At 34.6% G+C, this 25771-nt stretch carries 23 protein-coding genes; 11 read left to right on the forward strand and 12 right to left on the reverse strand.

Annotated elements, in window-relative coordinates:
* Positions 1 to 36: 36 nt before the first annotated feature.
* Positions 37 to 963: a hypothetical protein gene (locus EDF66_RS15310; RefSeq protein WP_132771522.1), complete on the forward strand. Its 927-nt coding sequence runs from the start codon at positions 37 to 39 to the stop codon at positions 961 to 963.
* Positions 964 to 1093: 130 nt separating this feature from the next.
* Here the strand turns inward: EDF66_RS15310 and EDF66_RS15315 are convergent, their stop codons facing one another.
* The 5 genes from EDF66_RS15315 to EDF66_RS15335 all read right to left on the reverse strand — a co-directional run bounded on the left by EDF66_RS15315 (position 1094) and on the right by EDF66_RS15335 (position 9269).
* The gene (locus EDF66_RS15315; protein WP_243656063.1) at positions 1094 to 4837 is read right to left on the reverse strand and encodes a sensor histidine kinase; all 3744 of its coding nucleotides are present in this window, start codon (positions 4835 to 4837) and stop codon (positions 1094 to 1096) included.
* A gap of 93 nt (positions 4838 to 4930) precedes the next feature.
* Positions 4931 to 5704 (reverse strand): succinate dehydrogenase/fumarate reductase iron-sulfur subunit, encoded by a 774-nt coding sequence (locus tag EDF66_RS15320; protein ID WP_021191913.1) that lies wholly within the window; start codon positions 5702 to 5704, stop codon positions 4931 to 4933.
* A 51-nt stretch (positions 5705 to 5755) separates the two neighbouring features.
* Positions 5756 to 7690: a fumarate reductase/succinate dehydrogenase flavoprotein subunit gene (locus EDF66_RS15325; RefSeq protein ID WP_132843597.1), complete on the reverse strand. Its 1935-nt coding sequence runs from the start codon at positions 7688 to 7690 to the stop codon at positions 5756 to 5758.
* A gap of 53 nt (positions 7691 to 7743) precedes the next feature.
* Entirely contained in the window at positions 7744 to 8514 is a 771-nt protein-coding gene (locus tag EDF66_RS15330) for a succinate dehydrogenase cytochrome b subunit (protein WP_132843599.1), read from the reverse strand.
* A gap of 161 nt (positions 8515 to 8675) precedes the next feature.
* Positions 8676 to 9269, reverse strand: coding sequence for a porin family protein (locus EDF66_RS15335; protein ID WP_132843600.1), 594 nt, complete (start codon positions 9267 to 9269; stop codon positions 8676 to 8678).
* 83 nt (positions 9270 to 9352) lie between these two features.
* On the opposite strand from EDF66_RS15335, the gene EDF66_RS15340 reads away from it, so the two are divergent.
* From EDF66_RS15340 to pruA, 6 genes are all read left to right on the forward strand, one after another.
* Positions 9353 to 9568, forward strand: a complete 216-nt coding sequence (locus EDF66_RS15340; RefSeq protein WP_132771519.1) for a hypothetical protein — start codon at positions 9353 to 9355, stop codon at positions 9566 to 9568.
* Positions 9568 to 9906, forward strand: coding sequence for a tRNA-binding protein (locus EDF66_RS15345; RefSeq protein WP_132843602.1), 339 nt, complete (start codon positions 9568 to 9570; stop codon positions 9904 to 9906). The genes EDF66_RS15340 and EDF66_RS15345 overlap by 1 nt, the downstream gene beginning before the upstream one ends.
* Position 9907: 1 nt before the next feature.
* Positions 9908 to 10375 (forward strand): nucleoside deaminase, encoded by a 468-nt coding sequence (locus EDF66_RS15350; protein ID WP_132771517.1) that lies wholly within the window; start codon positions 9908 to 9910, stop codon positions 10373 to 10375.
* A 100-nt stretch (positions 10376 to 10475) separates the two neighbouring features.
* Positions 10476 to 11084: a superoxide dismutase gene (locus EDF66_RS15355; protein ID WP_021191919.1), complete on the forward strand. Its 609-nt coding sequence runs from the start codon at positions 10476 to 10478 to the stop codon at positions 11082 to 11084.
* A 34-nt stretch (positions 11085 to 11118) separates the two neighbouring features.
* A complete protein-coding gene (gene msrA / locus EDF66_RS15360; protein WP_243656064.1) occupies positions 11119 to 11820 on the forward strand; it encodes a peptide-methionine (S)-S-oxide reductase MsrA in 702 nt (233 codons plus the stop codon).
* 96 nt (positions 11821 to 11916) lie between these two features.
* A complete protein-coding gene (pruA, locus tag EDF66_RS15365; protein ID WP_132843603.1) occupies positions 11917 to 13554 on the forward strand; it encodes an L-glutamate gamma-semialdehyde dehydrogenase in 1638 nt (545 codons plus the stop codon).
* 66 nt (positions 13555 to 13620) lie between these two features.
* Here pruA and EDF66_RS15370 read toward each other — a convergent pair whose 3' ends face one another.
* The 6 genes from EDF66_RS15370 to EDF66_RS15395 form a co-directional block, all read right to left on the reverse strand.
* Positions 13621 to 14805 carry a metallophosphoesterase family protein gene (locus EDF66_RS15370; RefSeq protein WP_132843605.1) on the reverse strand — a complete coding sequence of 395 codons (1185 nt, stop codon included), beginning with the start codon at positions 14803 to 14805 and terminating at the stop codon, positions 13621 to 13623.
* Positions 14806 to 14811: 6 nt separating this feature from the next.
* On the reverse strand, positions 14812 to 15585 hold the full coding sequence (locus EDF66_RS15375) for an endonuclease/exonuclease/phosphatase family protein (RefSeq protein WP_132843607.1): 774 nt from the start codon (positions 15583 to 15585) through the stop codon (positions 14812 to 14814).
* Between the two features lie 76 nt (positions 15586 to 15661).
* On the reverse strand, positions 15662 to 16681 hold the full coding sequence (gene recA, locus EDF66_RS15380; protein WP_021191922.1) for a recombinase RecA: 1020 nt from the start codon (positions 16679 to 16681) through the stop codon (positions 15662 to 15664).
* A gap of 82 nt (positions 16682 to 16763) precedes the next feature.
* On the reverse strand, positions 16764 to 17432 hold the full coding sequence (gene nth / locus EDF66_RS15385) for an endonuclease III (protein ID WP_132843608.1): 669 nt from the start codon (positions 17430 to 17432) through the stop codon (positions 16764 to 16766).
* A gap of 53 nt (positions 17433 to 17485) precedes the next feature.
* Complete coding sequence (locus EDF66_RS15390) at positions 17486 to 17668, reverse strand: hypothetical protein (RefSeq protein ID WP_132771512.1); 183 nt, start codon at positions 17666 to 17668, stop codon at positions 17486 to 17488.
* 72 nt (positions 17669 to 17740) lie between these two features.
* Entirely contained in the window at positions 17741 to 19372 is a 1632-nt protein-coding gene (locus tag EDF66_RS15395) for a S8 family serine peptidase (protein ID WP_132843610.1), read from the reverse strand.
* Between the two features lie 164 nt (positions 19373 to 19536).
* On the opposite strand from EDF66_RS15395, the gene EDF66_RS15400 reads away from it, so the two are divergent.
* On the forward strand, positions 19537 to 21669 hold the full coding sequence (locus EDF66_RS15400; RefSeq protein WP_132843611.1) for a S9 family peptidase: 2133 nt from the start codon (positions 19537 to 19539) through the stop codon (positions 21667 to 21669).
* A gap of 36 nt (positions 21670 to 21705) precedes the next feature.
* Here the strand turns inward: EDF66_RS15400 and EDF66_RS15405 are convergent, their stop codons facing one another.
* Complete coding sequence (locus EDF66_RS15405; RefSeq protein ID WP_021191926.1) at positions 21706 to 21897, reverse strand: hypothetical protein; 192 nt, start codon at positions 21895 to 21897, stop codon at positions 21706 to 21708.
* A 663-nt stretch (positions 21898 to 22560) separates the two neighbouring features.
* Between EDF66_RS15405 and EDF66_RS15410 the strand changes: the two genes are divergently transcribed.
* From EDF66_RS15410 to argC, 3 genes are all read left to right on the forward strand, one after another.
* Positions 22561 to 23277, forward strand: coding sequence for an N-acetyltransferase (locus tag EDF66_RS15410; protein WP_021191927.1), 717 nt, complete (start codon positions 22561 to 22563; stop codon positions 23275 to 23277).
* Positions 23278 to 23337: 60 nt separating this feature from the next.
* Entirely contained in the window at positions 23338 to 24522 is a 1185-nt protein-coding gene (argG, locus tag EDF66_RS15415) for an argininosuccinate synthase (protein WP_132771508.1), read from the forward strand.
* 191 nt (positions 24523 to 24713) lie between these two features.
* Entirely contained in the window at positions 24714 to 25727 is a 1014-nt protein-coding gene (gene argC, locus EDF66_RS15420; RefSeq protein WP_132843613.1) for an N-acetyl-gamma-glutamyl-phosphate reductase, read from the forward strand.
* Positions 25728 to 25771 lie beyond the last annotated feature (44 nt).

The raw sequence follows: 25771 nt of genomic DNA on the forward strand, positions 1-25771 counted from the left end.
ACTTAATAAGTCAAATATAAATGGAATTCAAGGGTAATGGAAACTGAATTAGTAAAAGGTAATAAGCAGGAAGAGATTAAGAAAAATACATCAAAAGTTTATTTTTTTATAATAGCAATCGCGGCGCTTATTGTCACAAATGTTTATTTTTATGTTAAATTTAAGTCTTCAGGAGAGAAGGTCTATGCACTAACGGTTGAAAAAGAGAACCTTGAAGTGGAGATCGATCGTATTGAAGCAGAGCTCGATAAAATGAAAATTGAAAATATTCAATTATCTCCTCCTTTAATCGAGAAAGAACAAAATGCAAGAAAAAAAATCATAGACTTACGAACTAAATTAGCGCAGAAACAATTGTCACAGAGTGATATTGATCATGCACAGTCGACAATTACTTCGTTGAAAAGTGAAGTTGCATATTTTAGTTTGGATGTTAATAGACTTATTCAGGAAAATAAAATTCTAGCGGAGAAGAATAGCTTATTACAAAAAGAAGTCTCAGCTTCCTCCACTAAGATTAGTAATTTGGAAAGCTCAAATACAAATTTAGCGTCAAAGGTAAATGTCGCCGCAGCTATCAAAGTTTCTAATATTGCGGTTTATGGACTACAGGAAAAAAGAAACGATAAAGTTGAAGTAGAGGAAAGGGCAAAGAGAGTTGATAAATTAAGTATAAATTTTAATATCGCAGATAATACCCTTGCAAAAGTGGGGAAAAAAGATATTTTTGTACGTATTATCGATCCTCAAGGTAATCTTATTATCAATCAGGATGACAATACTTTTTATGCACATAGTGAAAAACTCCAATATACTTTTAAAAGCACAATAGACTTTACCAATCATGGTGAAGAGTATTCATTATATTGGAAAGACGATAAAAAGTTCACTAAGGGAGCTTATACTGTTCTTTTGTATGCCGACAATGCTATCATGGGAAGATCAACAGTTGTATTAAAATAGTACTATATACGTTATTTATTACGAGTCATACGATAAAAAAATAAGGAGTTCAATTTGAACTCCTTATTTTTTTACCACGCATTTTGTATATTGGTAATCTAAATTCCGCCCAATCATGACGAATATTTTGTTATGAACCTTTGTATTTCGGTACAGTAATTTGAAATGTCGTTCCCTGATCCTCTATAGAATCGAATTTTACAGTTCCACCCATGGCTTCAATTGTTTTCTTAACAAAAACTAACCCAAGTCCCGTTCCGGAGCTTTTAGTCGTAAAGTTAATTTCAAAGATTTTTGCCCGCATTTCTTGTGGAATACCTAGACCGTTATCCTTTATTTTAATAATGTATGTATCATGTTCTCCATTTGAAATGCTGATATCGATTTTTATTTTCCTTTTTCCAAAACCTGCTTCAATAGCATTTTTCAGTAAGTTATTAAACGTTCTTAATAATTGATCCCGGTCAGCTTCCACAAATATAGAAGCCTGATTTGTTTGATTCATTAATTGAATCTGAGCATGCGGATTTTGACTATATACAGCAATTGATTTATTAATTTTTTCCACCAAATTGACCTTTTCATATTTAGTATCTGGCAATTTTGCAAAGGCTGAGAATTCTTTAGCTATATGGGTTAAACTATTGATTTGTTCAATAAAAGATGCGGTGATACGTTTAAAACGTTCCTCAAATTTTGCATCGTTATCATGATAAGATTTTGTCAATTGTTGGATCCCAAGTTTCATTGGTGTCAGTGGATTTTTGATCTCATGAGCAACTTGCTGTGCCATTTCTCGCCAAGTAGACTCCCTTTCATTATCCTTTATTTTATTTGCATAATCCTCAAGTTTTAATATCATTAAATTGTATTCTTTAATAAGCCCCCCAATCTCATCATTGCGTTGCCAAAATAAAGGTTCATTTTGTTGTCCAAGATTTGTTTGGGCTATTTTTTTACTGATCAAATTTAATGGTTCTGTGATTTTATTGGCAACAAAAGCCGCGTAAAAACCAAATCCAATGATTATTAGAGAATAGATATTAATTAATGTGTTTAAAAGTAGATTTTTATTTAAGTTATCATCTTTCTGTGCATTAAAATTCGGTATACCCAGATACGCTATAGTAGCATAGTTTTCATCTCTAATAGTTGCATAACTGGATTCGTACCTAAAATCACCAACAACCTCCTCTTCAATAGTCTCTGATTTTTTAAGAAGGGAGAGTTTTCTAAATGCACTCGGGTTAATAAACGTTGATAAAATATTTAAATCATAAATCTTGGGTTGTGAACTGAATAATAGACGACCCGATTTTGAATAGAGTGAAAAATCTTTTGAAAGCGATTCTGATAATAATTTCAGATAATAGATCAGTCTTTCTTCTTTTTCTTCAGCAGTAGACGCTGTACTGACTATACTTTCAAGTCTTTTACTAATATCTGTTACAGTCTTTTCTCTTTCCAAAGTATTATTATACGAAAGTTGCATACTTATACTTACGAAAGATATAATTCCAGAGATCAAAATTGCCAGCACGATGGAGGATATAAACAATGTTTGTATTCTGGAACTGTATTGTATACTATTTACTAAAAAAAGGAAATGGTACTTTATGCTTCTGATTTTGAATGATTTATTCTTTAAAATTTTAAAGCCATATCTAACACTGGAAGAGATAGAAAAAAAGATAAAAATAACCAGAAATAAAAATGATGCGGTAGCTAAATATTCCCATGGTGTCTCTTTTGGATAACTAACTAAAAAAGTAGTATAATTATTAGGCCTGTACATGATATGAAAATAATCATCCCTACTATCCAAATTAATATATTCTCCCAATTTCTTCGGATAAGCATTGTCATGACTTGGGTAGTTATATTTTCCATATTGGGTCACTAAATTCCCATCTTTAAACAATGCGATGGAACTATTATTAAATGACTGTGCCTCCATTTTGTTTAATCTGGAATCAACTAGTATGTCCGGATAAGGCAGGCTGTAATTAAATGATCTATTCTTTAGATTAAGGTATAGAGAGACAGTGTTTTGTTTATCAATTTGAATATTGATAATAGAAAAATACTCATGAGTTCCCAGTTCGCTGTTTAATCTGTAGAAATTATTACTAATCTTTAACGAGTTTTTAATAACTTTTTCTCTGTACTCATCTACTTTATTGTTTTTGTAAGGAGCAAGTTCCTTATTGTTATTGTAGTAAAATCCCAAAAATTCATATCTAGAAAGATACCCACTAAGATATTTTTTTTCAATGTATTCACTTATGGTTTGTGTACTGGTGTTTGGTAAACTTATTTTAAATAAATGTTTGAGTTGCTCGTCATTTAAAATATCTTTTTCAATTTCAGTATATAATGAAATAGCATTAATGTCATCTTCTGCTTCCAAATTGCTGATAAAAAGCTTCATGTTCTCCAGTTTTTTCATTTTGAAGAAATGTCCATGGTAAATGGAAAAGATTGTAGATAAAAGAATGATAACGATGATATGTGTAGCTAGTCTGAACTTCTTTTTTAGAAACGAATTGAATGATCTTATTAATATTATAAGTGCAAGTAGGATATTAACGAGCCCATTATTTTCACTTAATGAAGTCCCGATTAAAATAAATAAGATGAGACAACTCAAGTGTATATTAATTAATACCGTATCTGATATCTGTAATTTTTTTATATTAGAAATAACCAGATCGATATATAATATTAATGTGACGAGACTTACGCACATAATAAAAAGGTCGATCCATGTAAATATATTTAGCTCAACAAGTTTTGTGAAGTCTACCACAGTTGTAGTGGAGTGTGTAATGAGTGTGCCTAAAGTTCTGTAAAGAATAGTAAAGAAGAAATAGACACTTAGGATGGAAAGAACTGCAAAGATTATTTTCGAGCCTTTCTTTTTCAGATACTTCTCAATTGAAAATGAGTCTTTGATATTATATAGAAATAATATGAAAAGAAATATGAAAAAGACTGTAATAAGTAGTCCCCAGATATTTGGAAAAAGGTAGTTATAGGCATAATTTTTAGGATTGAATATGCCCAAATTAGCATGGATATTCAACCAATTAGAATTAAGGTCTAGATAACGTAAAACAATTAATGCTGTAAGATAGAGTAAAATTCCAGGTATTATTTTTTCCTTATTTACGAGTAGTTTCGCGAGATTATGTATTAAAGTGATAAAACATGTTGCAGCGAGTATCCAGCAGAGTGTTTGAAGGATACTAAAAATATTTTGTACCTGACCAGATTTTAGTTTAATAGAAAATAAGTAAGTTTTGTCTTTGCTGTAAATATTTTTGATGTTTATATTATCATCATAATCAGCAATTTCGATGTTTGTACTCTTTGTTATTAAAGGAGAAAATGCTTTAGTGAAATATTCGTTATTAATGTTGAAATACTTTTTAACCATAACATAGGCTAATACTGTCGTATTTCCGATCTCCTTCTTTTTAACAACAAATGAGCGATCATTAGTCGCGATATAGTTGACCGGATTTTTGAGTCCAGCATCAGTTAGGGGTACAAATAGGTTTGTACTCCAGAGTAGAAGTTCATGGTTTTTAAAAATAAAAAGTGCGATTCCCTCATCTTTATTATACTTTTCAAGTATATGATATGACTGCTCAGGATATTTTTCAGCATTTTTGAATGTTTTTAAAATAATTGGATCCGCAAATAATTCATCAATTACTTCTTCTTTTTCATGAATTTTAGATTCTAGATTGGCGGTTTCAAAATTTAAGATATCTTTACTAGTAATAGACTTTTGTAAAGTAATAGCAGTAACGATAAAGCTTAGCGTCAGCAGTATAAGTAAAATTCTTATTTTGGAGGATATCGGCACTTTATTATCTATTTATTGAGATTGAATATATAAATATATAAAAAAAGTCCTTACAAAAAGATTGTAAGGACTTATCTATAAAGTGATGTTCTTTTATCCGTGGATATCCTCTTCTCTGAAAAGCTTAGCACCTAGGTACTCGCGATTCATTCGAGCGATATTAGTCAATTTGATACCTTTAGGACACTCCGCTTCGCAAGCGCCAGTATTAGTACAGTTACCAAATCCTTCTGCATCCATTTGATCAACCATCGCCTGAGCACGCTCATAACGTTCTGTTTGACCTTGAGGTAATAACGCGAATTGAGATATTTTAGCAGAAACAAAAAGCATTGCTGAAGCATTTTTACAAGCTGCAACACAAGCCCCACAACCGATACATGTCGCAGACTCGAAAGCCTCATCCGCAATACGTTTTGGAATCAAAATGTTATTTGCATCTTGTGCGCCACCCGTATTTACGTTTGTATAACCACCCGCTTGTTGGATACGGTCAAATGATGTACGATCTACCGCTAAATCTTTTAAAACTGGAAAAGCAGCTGCTCTCCAAGGCTCAATAACAATTGTTTGTCCATCGTGGAATGAACGCATGTGTAATTGACAAGTAGTGATACCATATTTTGGTCCGTGTGGACGTCCGTTGATCACTAATGAACACATTCCGCAAATACCTTCGCGACAGTCATGATCAAAGTAAATAGGATCCTCTCCTTTGCGAGTCAATTCATCATTTACGATATCAAGCATTTCTAAGAATGACATATCATCGGCGATATCATTTGCTTGTACAGTTACGAATTGACCTTTAGATTTATCGTTTTTTTGACGCCAAACTTTTAGCGTTAAATTCATATGTGCACTCATAATAATAATATTGAGTCATCAATTGACTACTAATAAAGTAGTCAATTGATATTATTTATAACTTCTTTGTGTTAATTTAACGTTTTCGAAAACTAACTCTTCTTTATGAAGAACTTCTGGTTGATTTTCACCTTTGAATTCCCAAGCAGATACGTAAGTAAACTCTTCGTCAATACGTAAAGCTTCACCTTCTTCAGTTTGAGATTCTAAGCGGAAGTGACCACCACAAGATTCTCTGCGGTTCAATGCATCATCAATCATTAATTCGCCCAACTCGATGAAATCAGCAACACGGCCAGCTTTTTCAAGAGACATGTTTAACTCTTCATTTTCACCTAATACCTTGGCATTTGACCAGAATTCTTTTTTCAAGTTTTGGATCAATCCTTTAGCTTTAGTTAATCCTTCAGCTGTACGGGCCATACCACAGTATTCCCACATGATCAAACCTAATTCTTTATGAAGATCATCAACAGTTTTAGTACCATTCAAGGCTAATAGCGCATTGATTCTAGTTTCAACCTCTTTACGAGTTTCTTCGAAAGCAGGATGATTTTTATCAATAGGGGCAAAAGAACCTAAGTTTGCTAAGTAATCTCCAACAGTATAAGGAATAACAAAGTAACCATCCGATAATCCTTGCATTAAAGCAGAAGCTCCTAAACGGTTAGCTCCGTGATCAGAGAAATTACATTCTCCTAACGCATATAATCCAGGGACAGTTGTCATTAAGTTATAATCAACCCATACACCACCCATAGTGTAGTGAACAGCAGGGTAGATACGCATAGGTTGTTTGTACGGGTTTTCGTCTGTAATCTGGTAGTACATGTCGAATAAGTTACCATATTTTTCACGTACAGTATCTTCTCCCAAACGACCGATTGCTTCAGCAAAGTCTAAGAATACAGCAACACCTGTTTTACCAACACCACGTCCCTCATCCACTGCTTCTTTAGCATTACGAGAGGCCACATCACGAGGTACCAAGTTACCAAAAGATGGGTACTTACGCTCTAGGAAATAATCTCTATCTTCCTCTTTGATATCAACAGCTTTCAGTTCTCCTTTTTGAAGTTTTTGTGCCAATTCAACTGTTCTCGGAACCCATACACGACCATCATTACGCAATGATTCTGACATCAAAGTTAATTTTGATTGGTGATCACCGGTAACAGGAATACAAGTTGGGTGAATTTGAGTATAACAAGGATTTGCAAATAAAGCACCACGTTTGTGAGCTCTCCAAGCAGCAGTTACATTACATCCCATTGCATTAGTCGAAAGGAAGAAAACGTTACCGTATCCACCAGTACACAATAATACAGCATGACCTTCATGTGATTCGATTTTACCTGTAACTAGGTCACGAGTAATGATACCACGAGCTTGTCCATCAATTTTAACAAGGTCAAGCATTTCATGACGAGTGTATGATTTTACTTTACCTTTATGAATTTGACGGTTTAAAGCCGAATATGCGCCTAATAATAATTGTTGTCCTGTTTGACCACGCGCGTAGAATGTACGTGATACTTGAGCACCACCGAATGAGCGGTTATCTAATAAACCACCATATTCACGAGCAAAAGGAACACCTTGAGCCACACATTGATCGATGATGTTAGTCGATACTTCTGCTAAACGATAAACGTTTGCCTCACGAGCACGGTAATCACCACCTTTAATAGTATCATAAAATAAGCGGAAAACAGAGTCACCGTCATTTTGATAATCTTTTGCAGCATTAATACCACCTTGTGCCGCGATTGAGTGCGCACGACGAGGTGAATCTTGATAACAGAAAGTCTTTACATTGTAACCTAATTCTGCTAAAGAAGCAGCTGCAGAAGCTCCTGCCAATCCTGTCCCAACAACGATAATTGTAAATTTACGTTTGTTAGCAGGGTTAACCAGCTTCATTTCAAATTTATGTTTTGACCATTTTTGGGCCAATGGCCCCGCAGGTACTTTTGAATCTAACATATCTTATATTTTATTTATTAGATTGTGCCTTATAGCACCATCCTAAAATATTGTTAACGGAAATAGAAATATAATGGCATCGCTGCGAAAAGAATTGGAATAACTACTCCAAATACCCATACTCCAATAAATTGAACCAATCCAATGTATCTTTTGTGATTGAATCCAACTGTTTGGAAAGCAGATTGAAAACCGTGAATCAAGTGGAATGCTAAAGCAGCCATTGCAATTACGTATAATGCTACTAGAGCAACGTTTTTAAATGCAAAATCTACCTGCTTATACAAGTCACGTGCTTTTACGATTTCAATGCCATTTTCAACAACGACTGAGTAATCATGAAAATCTGACGCTTGGATCTCTTGATGAGTCGTTACACCATTCGACAGATCGGTACGATATTCGATATAAGGTGTTTGATCATTATGGTATTTCCACCAAAAATTTGACATGTGCGTCGCCAAGAATACTAAGATAACAGTACCTAAAATACCCATATTACGTGAGTTCCATTTGCTGTTTGCGCTTCCATCATAAGATGCATATCCAATAGGACGAGCAGCCTTATTTTTTAATGAAATCACGATTGCATAGATCACGTGAATAATCACCGAAGCATACAATAAATAAGACACAACCTTGATAGGTGTAAAATGCGTCATGAAATAGGCGTACTTGTTGAACGCTAAACCCGCGTCATCTTTAAATAACTGCAAGTTTCCAATCAAGTGAACAATTAGGAACGTACATAAGAAAAGTCCCGTTAAGCTCATGATTAGCTTCTTCCCGATTGAAGAACTTAAAACTGGCTTTGATTTACTCATTATTCTTTGTAATTTAATTTAATTAGGCAAATCTACTATTTGATATTAAATATGATACAATTTTGACAAGAAAAAGAAGTAATTTAGAACTATTCTAAACCGCTATTGAAAAAGGCTTGCTATTTTTGATAACGAGCCTTTTATGATTTGATTGAAAAGTACTATAAACTAAATAAACGATAGCCTAATCCTATACTCCACATATTAATTTTTGGATTTGCTTGACTGCTGTTGTTGATTTTGCTTAGTCCCATTTCATAACGTAGATCAACACGAAGACTTGAAACATCAGCACCCACACCAAATGCCCAAGATGTACCGTTCTTTTTGTAGCTATTTGGATCTAAACTAGGAATTATCTTATCTTGTTTATCATCTACTTTAAAAGAAAATATTGGTCCAGTTTGGATTCTTGCTCCAATTGGTCCTAAACCAAAACGTTTTCCTAATAATACCGGGATGTCGATTGTGGTTAATTTTACATCTGTTGTTTCTCCTCCTTCAGCCTTAATCGTAGTATTTTTGCCTGTAATGTAAATCTCCGGTTGCACATGGAAACCCAATACACCAACACGCCCATACAAACCTGCTTGATATCCTGCTTTGTTGTCTGAATTGAAATACTTACCATCACTTTTAAATTTAGAAAAGTTTAAGGCACCCTTTAAACCAATTTCTACTCCTGGTAACAATTGTGCATTTGCAGTAGCAACACTACCACAAATTAATAGTAATGCAGGTAAAATTTTCTTCATAACTTTTATTTTCTATATAAATTGTATCTTTAACTAAACTTTGAACAAGTTTCAAAAATAACAGCAAATTTTATACCTAAAAAATGATGGGACTTAAAATAACAACATTTGATTGGATTACAGCAAAAGAAAAAATAAAAAGAAAATATAATCATCTAAGTGATGAAGATTTAGTTTTCGAAGAAAATCAAGAAGAAAAATTGATTAACCATTTGATGGCAAAATTACACCGCGATCGAGAATATGTTTTATTTACACTGGCCAAGTCATTAAGCAGTATCGAAAGTAATCGTTTGTAATGGAAGAAATATCTTGGAATGATTTTGAAAAAGTTGATATGCGTGTGGGTAAAATACTAAATGTTGCCGATTTTCCAAAAGCAAGAAAACCAGCTTATCAGTTAACGATTGATTTTGGTGATGAATTGGGAATAAAACAAAGTAGTGCTCAGATCACGGTGCATTACAGTAAAGAAGAATTATTAGGTAAGCAAATTGTTGCTATTGTAAATTTTCCCAAGAAGCAGATCGCAAACTTTTTCTCGGAATGTTTAGTTACCGGTTTTGCTGATGACAACGGGGATGTCATTTTAACAACTGTAGAAAAAAAAGTACCTAATGGTGCAAAATTAATGTAAAATGCGGTATATCGATTTTGAAGGAACATCTGTAGACAATGCTGACGATTTTTTTATGCAGCAAGCATTGAAGGAAGCAAAATTAGCATTAGCCGCAGGGGAGGTCCCCATAGGGGCGGTAATTGTGCATAAAGGTAATATTATCGGTAGGGGGCATAATCTGACACAGCGTCTAAATGATGTAACAGCCCATGCCGAGATGCAAGCCTTTACGGCTGCTGCAAATCATTTGGGAGGTAAATATTTGGTCGACTGCACACTTTATGTGACTGTAGAACCATGCGTAATGTGTGCAGGTGCAGCTTATTGGACACATATCAGCCGAATTGTATATGGAGCTCAAGATGAAAAAAGAGGATATTCTCAATTTCATGATAAAATTTTACATCCCAAAACAATTGTAGAGCATGGTAAGTTGGGGGAAGAATGTGCTGAACTTGTTAAATCATTTTTTCGTCAAAAACGTTAAAAGCTTAGTGATTATTTAATCGCAAAACGAAACATAAAGGTATATTAAACGTTATATTTGCATAGAAACAATCTTTAAATAAACATAAAAAATAATAATTATGGCATTTGTATTAGAAGCGCTACCTTACGCGTCAGACGCATTAGAACCACATATTGATAAAGCTACTATGGAAATCCACCATGATAGACATCATCAAGCATATGTAGATAATTTAAATAAGGCAATTGCTGGAACAGAAGCTGAGAACTTATCTTTAGAAGATATCGTTAAAAATATCAGTAAATATCCTGCAGCAGTACGTAATAATGGTGGTGGTCACTATAACCACAAATTATTTTGGACAGTATTAGGTCCAAATGCTGGTGGTGAGCCAACTGGTGAATTGGCAACGGCAATCAATGAAACATTTGGTTCTTTTGCAGAATTGAAAACACAATTGCAAAATGCAGGAGCTACACGTTTTGGTTCTGGCTGGTCTTGGTTAATTGTAAATGCAGAAGGTAAATTACAAGTAACATCGACACCTAATCAAGATAATCCATTGATGGATGTGGCTGAAGTTAAAGGTACACCTATTTTAGGTATTGATGTTTGGGAACATGCATATTACTTAAAATTTCAAAATAAACGTCCTGCATATTTAGAAGAGATCTTCAATGTCATCAACTGGGATGCAGTAGCGAAAAATTATGCTGCCGCTAAATAGTTTTTAATTTTAGTAGCGAAATAAAAGCGGTAGAATGATAACATTTTACCGCTTTTTTAATTTAAGGGTTATTGAGATGGTACATAAATATATCGCTATGCTTGTACTTTTGGTAACAAGCAATGCATTGTTATCCTGTAAATCTAATATTGCTAAAAAAGAACCGCAATCATTTGAACAGTTGCCAGATCATCAGAATGGTCTTGTAGATACTGCAACATTTGCAGCAGGTTGTTTTTGGTGTGTTGAAGCTCAATTTAAGACACTTGATGGTATACAGCAAGTTATTTCAGGCTATGCCGGAGGAGAAACGAAGAATCCATCATATAGCCAAGTCAGTACAGGGAATACAGGACATGCTGAAGTGATCAATGTTTTGTATGACCCCAAGAAAATAACATTCGATACCTTGTTAGAAGCTTTTTTTATCGCACATGATCCTACACAATTGAATAGGCAAGGTAATGATATCGGTACGCAATACCGCTCTGCAATTTTTGTTCATGATCAAGAACAATTAGAAAAAGTTAATTTTTATCTAAAAAAAATGAAAGAAGAACAGTTGTATGACCGTCCTATCGTGACAGAAATTAATCCATTTACTACTTTCTATAAAGCTGAAGATTATCATCAAAATTACTATGCTAATAATAAGGAGGATCGATATTGTCAATACGTGATTAAACCAAAATTGGAAAAGTTTAAACATATTTTTACCAGTACTGTTAAAGACTAATCCAATAATTGGAACACGGATTAAAATCTTGTAAATTTAGGTTGAATTCTATGAATTCATTGAAATTCAGCTTTTTGAAAATATAAAATTATTACTATGATAAAAGGATTTTTTAATGTACCGACACCTACAAATGAGCCAGTGTACTCATATGCTGTTGGAACAAAAGAACGCAAATTATTAAAAGCGGCGATTGATGAAGCTCGTGCTAAGCAAGTTGACGTACCTATGTATATAGGCGGAAAGGAAGTCCGTACTGATAATAAAGTATCTATCAATCCTCCACACGATCACCAACATGTTTTGGGACAATATAGTCAAGGTGCTAAAAGTCATGTCACGGATGCCATTAATGCCGCCTTGGCTGCTAAAAGTGATTGGGAGAATTTGCCATGGGAAGACCGTGCAGCAATCTTCTTGAAAGCAGCAGAACTAGCATCGACCAAATATCGTTATAAGTTGAATGCTGCTACCATGTTAGCGCAGTCAAAAAACCCTTATCAGGCAGAAATTGATGCAGCTTGTGAGTTTACGGATTTCTTACGTTTCAACGTACAGTACATGACAGAAATCTATGCACAGCAACCACCAGTATCAGGAAAAGGTGTATGGAATCGCGTGGAGCAACGTCCTTTGGAAGGTTTTGTATTCGCTTTGACACCATTCAATTTTACAGCTATTGCTGGTAATTTACCATCATGTGTTGCTATGATGGGAAACGTTGTCGTATGGAAGCCATCTAATGCTCAGATATATTCTGCGCAAGTGTTAATGGAGATTTTTATTGAAGCAGGTTTGCCGGCAGGTGTTATTAACTTAGTATATGTATCTGGACCGGATGCAGGTGATGTAATTTTCAAACATCCTGATTTTGCTGGTATCCACTTCACAGGTTCTACAGGAGTTTTCCAAGATATTTGGAAAACAATCGGTGAGAATATCCATCTTTACAAGACATATCCAAGAATAGTTGGTGAAACTGGAGGTAAAGATTTTATTTTAGTTCATCCAACAGCAGATTTGCAAGTAACTAATACAGCATTAGTTCGCGGTGCATTTGAATATCAAGGACAAAAATGTTCAGCTGCTTCACGTGCTTATGTTCCAGCATCGATGTGGCCAGCATTGAAAGATGCAATGACTACAGATGTGAATTCATTCAAAATTGGTGGAACAGAAGATTTTACAAACTTCATCAATGCTGTTATTGATGAGAAATCATTTGATAAGATTTCAAAATATATTGATCGTGCAAAAGAATCTGCTGATGCTGAAGTTGTGATCGGTGGAACATATGATAAATCTAAAGGTTACTTCATTTCTCCAACCGTTATTGTGGCTAAAAAATCAGATTATGAAACAATGTCAGAAGAATTGTTCGGGCCAGTTTTGACAATTTTTGTTTATGAAGATGAGAAATGGGAAGAAACATTAGAAATCGTTGATAAAACCTCTATTTATGCTTTAACAGGTTCAGTTATCGCTAAAGATCGCTATGCAATCGCACAGGCAACACATGCATTGCGTAATGCAGCAGGTAATTTCTATGTTAATGATAAGTGTACAGGTGCCGTAGTAGGGCAACAGCCATTCGGTGGTGCACGTGGTTCTGGTACAAATGATAAAGCCGGATCAATGATCAACTTATTACGTTGGGTATCTCCACGTACGATTAAAGAAACCTTTAATCCAGATACAAACTATAAATATCCTTTCTTAGAAGAAGGTGAATAGTCAGATCGATTATTAATTTTATAAAAAAGGCGTTTACATAGTAAACGCCTTTTTTATGTGCAATAATTATGCCTTTTTAAGATGACCTAATACATCGCCATTATCTTTGATCATTTTTATATCTAACGATTTCTTATCACCGTTCACATCTATTATTGTACGTTCTCCAACCTTTGGACCGCCACCGATGAAGATCGTATAATTATGATCTTTGTCAGGCGGATAATACCCATATTTGTGTGTATGTCCTGTAATCATCGCATCAATTTTATACTTCTGAAATAATGGATGAAAGCTTGAGCGGTTATGTAATGTTCCGTGCCAGTCATCAGAGTGAAAAATAGGAATGTGGCTGACAACAACGGTATGCTGAGAGGCCTTTCTTTCCTTCGATTGCAAAACTTTCTCTAACCAAATAGCCTGTTCTTTACGGTAATTGTCATAATCTACAGTTCCTCCATACACCTCATGTGTATCTGGTTTATCCTCCCCACTGTCTAATAGAATCCAGTAAATAGGGCCCAATTTGAAGGATTGATAAAATTTATTTTCAGGATAGCCAAACAACTTTTTGAAAAGACGAGAAAATGAACCCCTTGTTTCGTGATTACCGCGATTCATGATAAAAGGCCTGCTGGTTTCAAAAAATGAAAAGGGTTGAAGCAGTTTTTCTGTTATATCTTTTTGGTTTGTAACATAATGAAAAGAATCGCCATTTAGAATAGAAAAATCATATGTTTCTATATTATGGCTTGGAACTAAATCCTTATATGTATCTTTCGCTTCGTGTACATCATTATATATCAAACATCTAATTTTATCCTGATCTTTTTCAGCTAATTTGGCCGAAAAAATGTTGGTTTTAATTTCCTGTCCGTAAACAATTTTATAAGCTTCAAATTTAAGAACTTCTTTAGCTACTATTCTATATTTAAAGACTCTAGGCGCTTCCTGTATAGTAAATTTAAATAAGTCAGTATTAGCCTCTAACATACCATCTTCGCTTTGATATATCTTGTCAATTACCTCGTTGTTGTCGTCCAAGATCTCCAACCATGCAAATGCAGGTTTGCTTAAAATGGAAAAGATACTTATACTCTTATTGATTTGATTTTGCAAATATGCTGGTACGATAAAATCAAATTTTTCGTTGTCGCTAAGTTCTTTTTTTTCCTCAGCCAAACCGATGCTTGGTAATGTTATGCCCGCTAAGGTTAAGGCCTCTATAAATTTTCTTCTATTGATACTCATGAGCTATTATTGGGCATTAATTTCAACATATACAGGTCTATGATCACTTGCATAAGTTTCAGATAAAACGCGATGATTTTTAAATTTAAACTGACTTCCTTTATTTATCATGATAAAATCAATTTCGCGATCAGGATTTACTTCAGGTATTGTAAATCCATTTTTGATTTGACTGCGTGTAAATATTTGCTCTAAATTACGGATTGGTTGTTCTGCAGGTGTTGCATTTAGATCACCGACTAGAATAACAAGGTTTTTATCATTCTTAAATTTGTCAATGATAAAAGCCGTTTGCGCAAGCCTATTTTTATTTTTCAAATCAAGGTGAGTATTAGCAAACTTGACTACTTTTCCTTTTATATTTATATGGATTATGCCTAAACTTCTCTTCTCACTTTCAATTGGTGATGGAAGTTCGAAACGTTCACTTTTAACAATAGGGTATTTCGAAAGGATCACAGTCCCATACTCACCCGCATCCAGATTAATTCCTTTAGAAAAGAAGTAGTGCAAACCTGTGAGTTGAGCTAATTTCTTTGCCTGATCAATATTTTGGGATCGATCTAAGTTAACATCAATTTCTTGTAGACCAACTAGATCTGCATTTGTTTTTTTGATAATGGATGCGATCGTATCTAGATTGATAACGTCGGCACTTTCACTAGGAGGGTTAGCATGATGGATATTGTATGTTAATATCTTTAATTGTTGTGCCGAAAGTAGAAGCGAGCTGCAACATAAAATTGAAAGAATAAAATAAGAAAGAATATACTTTTTCATTAGCATAGGTTTTAGTAAATAAATATAGCCATTCTTTTGGAATGGCTATATTAAAAATCTATATGTAACGAAAAAATTAACCTTCTTCTAAAACGAGATTTGGATCTACGCCAGCAACTTCAGCTCTGATTTTTGCTTCTAGTTCATCCGCCAAATCCGGGTTGTCAAGTAATAATGATTTTACAGCATCACGACCTTGTCCCAATTTTGTCTCTCCATAGCTAAACCATGAACCAGCTTTCTTAATGATATTGTATTCAACACCTAAGTCGATGATTTCACCAACTTTTGAAATACCCTCTCCGAACATGATATCAAATTCGGCGATTCGGAATGGAGGAGCTACTTTATTCTTAACAATTTTTACTTTTATGCGGTTACCAGATACTTCATCAGAATCTTTGATCTGAGAAGTACGACGGATATCAAGACGTACAGATGCATAGAATTTTAATGCATTACCACCTGTCGTTGTTTCAGGGTTACCAAACATAACACCGATTTTTTCACGGAGCTGGTTGATGAAAATACAACAGCAGTTTGTTTTGGAAATTGTACCTGTTAATTTACGTAAAGCTTGAGACATTAAACGTGCTTGAAGTCCCATTTTGGAATCCCCCATCTCACCTTCAATTTCTGCTTTAGGTACTAAAGCAGCGACGGAGTCAATGACAATAATATCAATAGCTCCAGAGCGGATTAGATTATCGGCAATTTCTAAAGCCTGTTCGCCATTATCGGGTTGTGCAATTAATAAGTTCTCAACATCAACACCTAATTTCTGCGCGTAGTATTTGTCAAAAGCATGTTCAGCATCAATAAAAGCAGCTATACCGCCTGATTTTTGAGCCTCAGCAATGATATGCGTTGCAAGGGTTGTTTTACCAGAAGACTCAGGACCGTAAATCTCAATGATACGACCTTTAGGAACGCCTCCGATACCTAATGCGATATCAAGACCTAAAGAACCTGTAGAGATTGATTCAATGGGATCAACAGTAGTATCTCCTAATTTCATAATGGCGCCTTTGCCATATGATTTCTCTAATTTATCTAATGTAAGCTGTAATGCTTTTAATTTATCTGGGTTGCTCATATTCTTAGTATTGTTAAGTCAAAAGTAAGGAATAGTTTTTAATTTGCAAAATATTTTTACTAAAAAAATTAGTCTACTGTTTTTAACTAACTTTTTCTTTGATTTCTTTCACTTGGTGCGTTTTTTCAAAATATTTACACATGTAAGTAATGGCACATTTGTCACATTGAGGTTTTCGGGCTAAGCAAATGTAGCGACCATGTAATATAAGCCAATGATGAGCAATAGCGATGGTTTCAACAGGTAGATATTTGACCAGTTGTTTTTCCACAGCAAGTGGAGTTGTAGCTTTACTCGTGAGACCAAGCCGGTTACTAACGCGAAATACATGTGTATCAACAGCCATTGCAGGTTGATTGTAAACCACTGAAGAGATGACGTTTGCCGTTTTCCTGCCGACACCGGGTAGTTTTATCAAATCTTCTATTTTTTCAGGAACTGTAGAATCAAATACATCAACCAGCATTTTGGCCATTCCAACCAAATGTTTCGCTTTATTATTCGGATAGCTCACTGAACGGATATACGTGAATATTTCCTCAGCACTACTATTCGCCAAAGTTTCGGCAGTTGGAAATTGTTGAAAAAGTTTAGGGGTCACCAGATTGATTCGTTTATCTGTGCATTGTGCAGACAATATTACAGCGACCAATAATTCATAAGGATTACTATAATTTAATTCTGTTTGTGCATCTGGGCTATTTTTAGAAAAATATTCTACAAAAGCTTTATATCTATCTTTTTTCAACATATCTATCAAAGATAGTTAAGTTTTTAAAATATAGAAAAGGCTTAATCTCCCGACTAAGCCTTTTTGTTGACTACAGATTTTGAGTAATTCAAAATTCTATCAATACAGGAATCACTTGGATTCATCATGATTTTTGGTAGCTGAAGTTTTAATTGTTGTTCCACATCCTCATCAGAGATTTTTACTTCTGTTTCGATGTTTTTAACTTCATTTTCTGTTGTAAAGTTTTCGACCATACGCAATCTTTGTTGTTACTGTTAAATTTATTAGTAAAACGTAAAACAAGATGCAAATATTATGTCAATATTTTATTTTTTCTTTTTAATGAGATATTCATTTGCTTTTTGCACAGCCATGTAAGCATTAACTATACCGCCTGAAATAGAAATATCAGCTAATTTGACTGTCTTATAAGAACCATCTTCCAGTTTAATTCGAACCGAATCATCTAACTTTGTAACAGAGTTCATGATAATCTCTTTTGTCTCAAGAGCTGATAACTGCGGGTAGTAAGAACGTAACATACCAGCAAGACCGGCAACTACAGGTGCAGCCATACTTGTACCCTGCTCTTCTTTGTATTCAGAGTGTGGAGCAGTTGAATTGATATATAATCCTGGAGCAAATACATCCACGGAAGCTTTACCATAGTTTGAAAAACTTGCCAGCAGCTCATCATCTTTCCGAGGCCCTGTCGCACCAACAGTAATCCATGCATCTGCAACGCCTGTTATAGCACCTAAGCTATCTGTATAAAATTTATTCGGATAATTAGGTGAAATATCATTATCCTCACTGTCGTTACCTGCAGCATGAACAAGTAAAACATCTTTTGACATAGCATATTTTACTGCCTCATCTACCGTATTTTTATTATAAGCGTATCCTTTTCCGAAACTCATATTAATAACCTTAGCGCCATTATCAACAGCATAGCGGATGCCATTTGCGACATCTTTGTCACGCTCATCTCCATCTGGCACTAGGCGAACTGAAAGTATTTTTACATCGTTAGCGACCCCTTTAATGCCAATATTATTTTTGCGATCAGCTGCAATGATACCGGCTACGTGTGTTCCGTGAAGTGCATCCGGACCTGTAACATCCGAGTTTCCATAATGATATTCACGTGCATCATCGTAGTTATCACCAACAATAGAACGTGAATCATATTCTTTATTAAGATGATAGGCGACTTGATTTCCGAAGTAATTTGCGCCTTCAGTTAAATCATTATAAAACTTTTCAAATCCGCCAGCTTTCTCAATTTCTTCTTTCGCAATTCTAATCGCAATCTTTTGACGGTTGCCCGGAGGATTGAGACTATCTAGATCAGCTGTTGTTATCGCAGACTTATCCTTATTGATACTTTTGATAAGATTATCTATGTTCTCTTTCAATGCAACATAATTTAGTGCACCATATTTTGCTTCATCCAATTTCTCATTATAGGCATCTACCATTTTTAAATAAGCATTGTAAGCACGTTTTTCTTGGTCGGTCATAACGGTCGAAGCCGTTACTCCATCATATTTTGGAGCATGTTTACGGATCAGTCTTGTTAATTCCAAATTATCAAAATGCACGTTTTCACCAGTTGCGTTACCAATGAAATTCCAGCCATATTTATCATTAATGAATCCATTTTTGTCGTTATCAACTCCATTCGAGATACTGTCTTTCAAATTAATCCAGACTATGTTTTTTAAATCCTCATGATTGACATCAACACCGCCATCCAGAACGGCTACAATAACGGGTGTAGATTTTTTACCTTTTAGTAAACTCTCGTAAGTTCTTTCTGTACTTATGCCCAGTACACCATCTTTTTCATAATCCAGATTAAACCAGTTTTCAGGTACACTTTTATTCTCCTGAGCGTAGCCCAAAATGGGGGTTAATCCAATAGCAAATACATACAGTAATCTTTTTAAATTCATCTTTTGATATTTTGATGTGGTTACGATCTGCAAATATAATGCTAGTATGATGCTTAAAATGTTAATTTTTACTAAATAATACTGATACATCCGTATTTTTACCTTTACATAATTCTGAATTCTTTGGTTAATTCAGTCTTTTGATCATTACGAAAATTAGAAATATGATTATTTTAAGCGCTATAATAGGAACAGCACGAGCAGAGCAATATACTTCAGAACAATTAAATACAAAAGTTATTCAAGCTCCCTTAGCAGTGATTAAACCACATAAGAGAGACATTCACAACGATCAAGTGGTCGATGATTATTATTGGATGAATGATTTCTTTAAGGAGGGGCCTGACGCTGAATTGGTAATTGATTATTTAAAAAAAGAAAATGATTATACGAACGCTGTGCTAAAGCCAACGGAAAAATTGCAGGAGCAATTGTTTCAGGAAATGAAAGCACGGATCAGAGAAAAAGATGAATCTGTTCCTTATCTTAAAAATGGATATTATTACTATACCCGTACAGAAGATGGGCAGCAGTATTTTAAGTTTTGTAGAAAAAAGGATGAGCTTAATGCGAGCGAAGAGATTCTGCTCGATATTGATGCCATGGCAGTAGGTTATGCGTATTACGCTGCTACAGGGTTTTCGGTAAGTCCCGATAACAACTTAATGTCTTTTGGCGTCGACACCGTATCACGAAGAGAATATACCATTTTCATTAAAAATCTACTGACGGGTGAAATCTATAAAGACGAAATACCAAAAACATCAGGAAACTCTACTTGGGCTAAGGATAATAAAACGCTTTACTATACGGCAAAAAATCCAGTTACATTATTAAGTGAAAAAATTAATAGACATACATTAGGAACCCTTGTAGATGATGATGTAACCGTTTATGAAGAAATTGATAATACCAATTACATAGGTGTCGGAAAATCAAAGAATGGTGAATACATATTTATTGAATCAGAAGGAACGCTTTCATCAGAAGTTTTTTATCTGAAATCTGATGACCCAGCTGGAAATTTTCAGGTGTTTCAACCAAGAATGAAAAATGTGCTGTACCATGTTACAGCTTTGGAAGATCGCTTTCTCATTGTAACAAATGACGAAGCAAAAAATTTCAAGGTTATGCAGTGTCAGCTTGGTATGACTAGTAGAGAACATTGGAGAGCATTTATTCCACATCGAGAAGATGTATTAGTAAGTGAGGTAGATGAATTCAAAGACTATTTGGTCGTTACCGAAAGGAAAAATGGATTGTCTCAAATAGCTATACACAACTTACAAAATGAAGAACAATATTATCTTGATTTTGGAGAAGTAGCTTATACAGTTTATCCCAGTACTAATGTTGAATACGGTACACAAAAATTACGTTTCGGCTATACCTCGCTTGTAACACCTTTATCGACTTATGAGTACGATATGGTGACTAGGGAGAAAATCTTATTGAAGCAACAAGAGGTTGTTGGGGGCTATGATACGCATGCATATAGTACGGAACGCATTTTTGCAAAAGCAAGTGATGGTACTGCTATTCCCATTTCTCTTGTCTATAAAAATGGTATTAAGAAAGATGGTTCGGCACCTTTGCTATTATATGCATATGGTTCGTATGGATACGCGATAGATCCTACATTTAATAGTGCTCGATTGAGTTTGTTAGATCGCGGTTTTGTATATGCAATAGCACATATCCGAGGAGGTGAGGAGATGGGGAGACAATGGTATGAAGAAGGTAAAATGATGAATAAGATCAATACATTTACAGATTTTATTTCTTGTGGTCATTATTTAATTGATCAGAAATTTACAAGCTTGGGACATCTTTATGCACAAGGAGGAAGTGCAGGTGGACTTTTAATGGGAGCGATAGCCAATATGGAACCAAATCTATGGAATGGTATTATTGCACAAGTTCCTTTTGTGGATGTCGTGAATACGATGTTGGACGAAGGCATTCCATTAACAACCAATGAATATGACGAATGGGGAAATCCTAATGAAAAGGAAGCTTACTATTATATGAAGAGCTATTCCCCATATGAAAATATAGAAGGAAAGGAATATCCAAATATATTAGTCACAACAGGATTGCACGATAGTCAGGTTCAATATTTTGAGCCGGCAAAGTGGGTCGCGAAATTAAGAAAGATGAAAACTGATAATCATGTGTTACTGCTTAAAACGGATATGGAGTACGGTCATGGTGGGGCATCCGGACGATTTGACTATCTCAAAGATATTGCTTTAAACTATGCATTTCTATTTGCTTTAGAGCATATAGAGAAGTAAATCATAAATAATAAAAGCGCCTTTCAGGCGCTTTTATTATTTATGATTTAAACTATCGACTTTTTCATCATGTTCGATTTGTCTAGAATCAATTTGATGTTGTTGATAATTATCCATCGCAACCTTGCTCGCCTTTTGCGAAACATATATTGCGAGAACAGCAATTACTGTGATAAGTGCAATTCCCCAAGCATATTTTTGTTTATCTTGTTTAACTAACCAATACATAAAAATAAAGTAAGGGATCCCGAAAATGCAATAAAAAATGATACTAGGAGTGTCCATATGCTGTTGTGTACTAATGGCGAACTTTATAAGATCACCGATGAAGCACAAAATTATCTAATTTTAATGAGAATACTAAAAGTTTCTATTTCTTTATTTTTTATAGTATTGATAGCAAGTTATTAATGATTCTAGACATTTGTTACCAGATTGGTTTTTTTATTCATCAGTTATTCATTATAATAAAATGATTTAAGTGATTGATTTATAAGTTGTAAGTTGAGTGGTTTTAAGTTTTTGTGGTTTTTTGTCATTTTATAAAAAATGCGTACTATTATTGCAGAAAAGAAAAAAATTATTTTATACATTTGCAACGTCCTTTAAGAAGACGATAACTAGAAATGAAGAATAACAATACATTAAAATTCTCTTTGCTACATGCTTTTAAAAAGTTTGTTGGTAAGAGGTATTGTTCTTTTATTTTTAGGCAGATTCCAGTTCTTCGCTTTCGACGACCCATACTACCTCGGGCTTGATATGAGGTAGTGATCTTTCTTTTCAGTAATATCATCAGGTCCGATGATGGCGCTCCACGATTTTATTAATTGTTTTTTCATAACAAAACGCAATTTCGGTTGTTAGTTTTATTATTTGGGTCGTAAGTCAATGACTATTTCAGAATTTTTAATTATTCCCGCAAAACCTGAGCATGTTGCATATGCTGAGCAGATTTGCAATGAAATGTTCGAGTCTGCAAAAGCTCGAGGTACTGGTATTGCACGTCGCAAGCCAGAATATGTTGCTAATAAAATGATTGAGGGTAAAGCCGTTATTGCTTTACACAAGGATGGAAGATGGGCTGGGTTTGTCTATATTGAAACCTGGGGACATGGTGATTATGTTGCCAATTCTGGTTTAATTGTCAATCCTGAATTTCGTAAAGTAGGTTTAGCCAAAGCAATTAAAAAAAGAGTCTTCGATTTATCTCGCGAAAAGTATCCACATGCAAAGATTTTTGGTTTAACGACAGGTTTGGCGGTTATGAAAATTAATTCAGAACTAGGTTATGAACCTGTGACCTATTCCGAGCTCACACAAGATGAAGAATTTTGGAAAGGATGCCAAAGTTGTGTGAATTACGATATCCTATTAAGTAAGGATCGTAAAAACTGTATGTGTACAGCTATGCTTTGGGACCCTGTTGATAAGGAACGCGAATTGAAAGAAAAAATTCAGCGAAAAGCAGAAGCAAAAGAAAGATTAGAGCGTATTACGCAGAAACAATCGTTGTTGAAACGTATAGAAGCAAAATTATGGAAATCAGCAAAGAAGTTTGTTGCAGCTAATTTCCATAAGAGTAAAAAAGTAGTTAAGGAGTTTTAAGTTTTTTATATTTTTGTTTAAGTCTCATTCCGAGGTTTATCAATGAATTAATCCAAAAAGATGAAAAAAGTAGTTTTAGCATTCAGTGGTGGGTTAGATACATCATTTTGTTGTATTTATCTAACACAAGATTTAGGTTTAGAAGTTCACTCAGTAGTAGTTAACACAGGAGGTTTTTCCGATGAGGAATTAAAACAGATTGAAGAGCGAGCTTATGCTTTAGGCGTAAAGTCGCATACAGCTATTGATGAAACAGAAGACTATTACCGCGAAACTATTAAATATTTGATTTTTGGTAATGTATTGAAAAATGCAACTTATCCATTATCAGTATCCGCTGAGCGAGTTTGTCAAGCGACCGCTATTGCCAATTATGCTAAGAAAATTGGAGCAGAATGTGTAGCGCATGGATCTACAGGTGCAGGCAATGATCAGGTACGTTTTGATATGATTTTTCATACCTTAATTCCAGGAGTGGAAATTATTACGCCAATCCGTGATTTGCAATTATCACGAGAGGATGAAATAGAATATTTAAATAAACATGGTGTTGAATATTCAGCTGAGAAAGCTAAATACTCGATTAATAAAGGTCTTTGGGGTACTTCAGTAGGAGGAGCAGAGACATTAACATCTAATCAGTATTTACCAGAATCCGCTTGGCCAACACCAGTAACTTCTACAGAACCTCAGCAGATTACGATTGATTTTGTAAAAGGTGAACCAACAGCATTGAATGGAAAAGCATTAGATGCGGTACGTGTAATTCAAGAATTACAAGCATTGGCACAACCTTATGGTATCGGTCGTGATATCCACGTAGGAGATACCATTATTGGTATTAAAGGCCGTGTAGGATTTGAGGCTGCTGCATCCGTTATTTTGATAAAAGCACACCATGCTTTAGAAAAACATACGTTGACTAAATGGCAATTATCTTGGAAGGATCAGATTGCAGGGTTTTATGGCAATTATATGCACGAAGGACAAATGCACGACCCTGTAATGCGTGATATCGAGGCATTTTTACAATCTACTCAGGAAACTGTAACAGGAAAAGTGATTATCGAGTTACACCCTTACCGCTTTGTCGTTATTGGTATCGAATCGGAATATGATTTAATGTCTAATAAATTTGGAACATACGGTGAAATGAACGCTGGATATACAGGTGACGATGTAAAAGGATTCTCTAAAATATTTGGTAATCAAACCATTATTTGGCATAAAGTTAACGGAAAGTAAGCATTATTGTAATTCGTTTAATTCGAATTCGGCACTTATTTCTTTGTTAAAATACAATGGATCCCATGCTCACCATTTGAGATAGGGATCCATTTTTTACATACATTGGATCGATAGATGTGTCACTGGATATCTTAAATTAGTAGTCCATCCATCGCATCATAGTACAATTAAAATCTAAATACTAAAAAATGATAAAAGTAGGAATAGTAGGATCAGCAGGGTACACTGGAGGAGAATTATTACGAGTGTTGATTTATCATCCGGAAGTTGAAATTGTATTTGCCAATAGTGCCTCCAATGCAGGCAATAAAATCTATGAAGTACACAATGATCTATTTGGTGATACGGAATTAACATTCTCTTCAGATTATCATTCAGATATAGATGTATTATTCTTATGTGTAGGTCACGGAGATGCTCGTAAGTTTTTGGATGAAAATCCAATTGATCCTTCTGTGAAGATAATTGATCTATCACAAGATTACCGTTTGAAAGCGAATACGGCGTACAACGGTAAGAGTTTTGTATATGGTTTACCTGAACTGAATAGAGATAAAATTAAAACAGGTCACTATATTGCAAATCCGGGTTGCTTTGCAACAAATATTCAATTGGCTCTTTTGCCATTGGCAGATAAGGGTTTATTACCGAGTCAGATTCACGTGAATGCAACAACAGGATCTACAGGAGCAGGACAGAAACCAGGCGCGACTACACACTTCTCGTGGCGTAATAATAACCTATCAGCTTATAAATCTTTTGAACACCAGCACTTGCAGGAAATATCGGAATCCTTAGCACAATTGCAGGATGAATTCCTTCCTCAGTCAGATCAATCCTTACTAGAAAGAGCTGCCGAGAGAATCAATTTTGTTCCGCAACGAGGTGATTTTGCAAGAGGGATATTTTCAGTTATATACGTCGATTCAGATTTATCTGAAGAACAGGCTTATGAACTTTACGAAGCTTATTATGAAGGACATCCCTTTACCCATGTGAGTCGTAAAAATATTGATTTAAAACAAGTTGTTAATACAAATAAAAGTATTATTCATATAGAAAAACACGGTAACAAATTATTAATCTTAAATGCAACAGATAATTTGTTGAAAGGCGCATCAGGACAAGCCGTACAAAATATGAATTTAATGTTTGGTCTAGATGAAAGAGCAGGGTTAAATTTGAAGAGTGTAGGGTTTTAAACATAATATATTGTTCATAAAAAAGGCTTCAAGATTATTCTTGA

Source organism: Sphingobacterium sp. JUb20 (assembly GCF_004342035.1).
Classification (GTDB): Bacteria; Bacteroidota; Bacteroidia; order Sphingobacteriales; family Sphingobacteriaceae; genus Sphingobacterium; species Sphingobacterium anhuiense.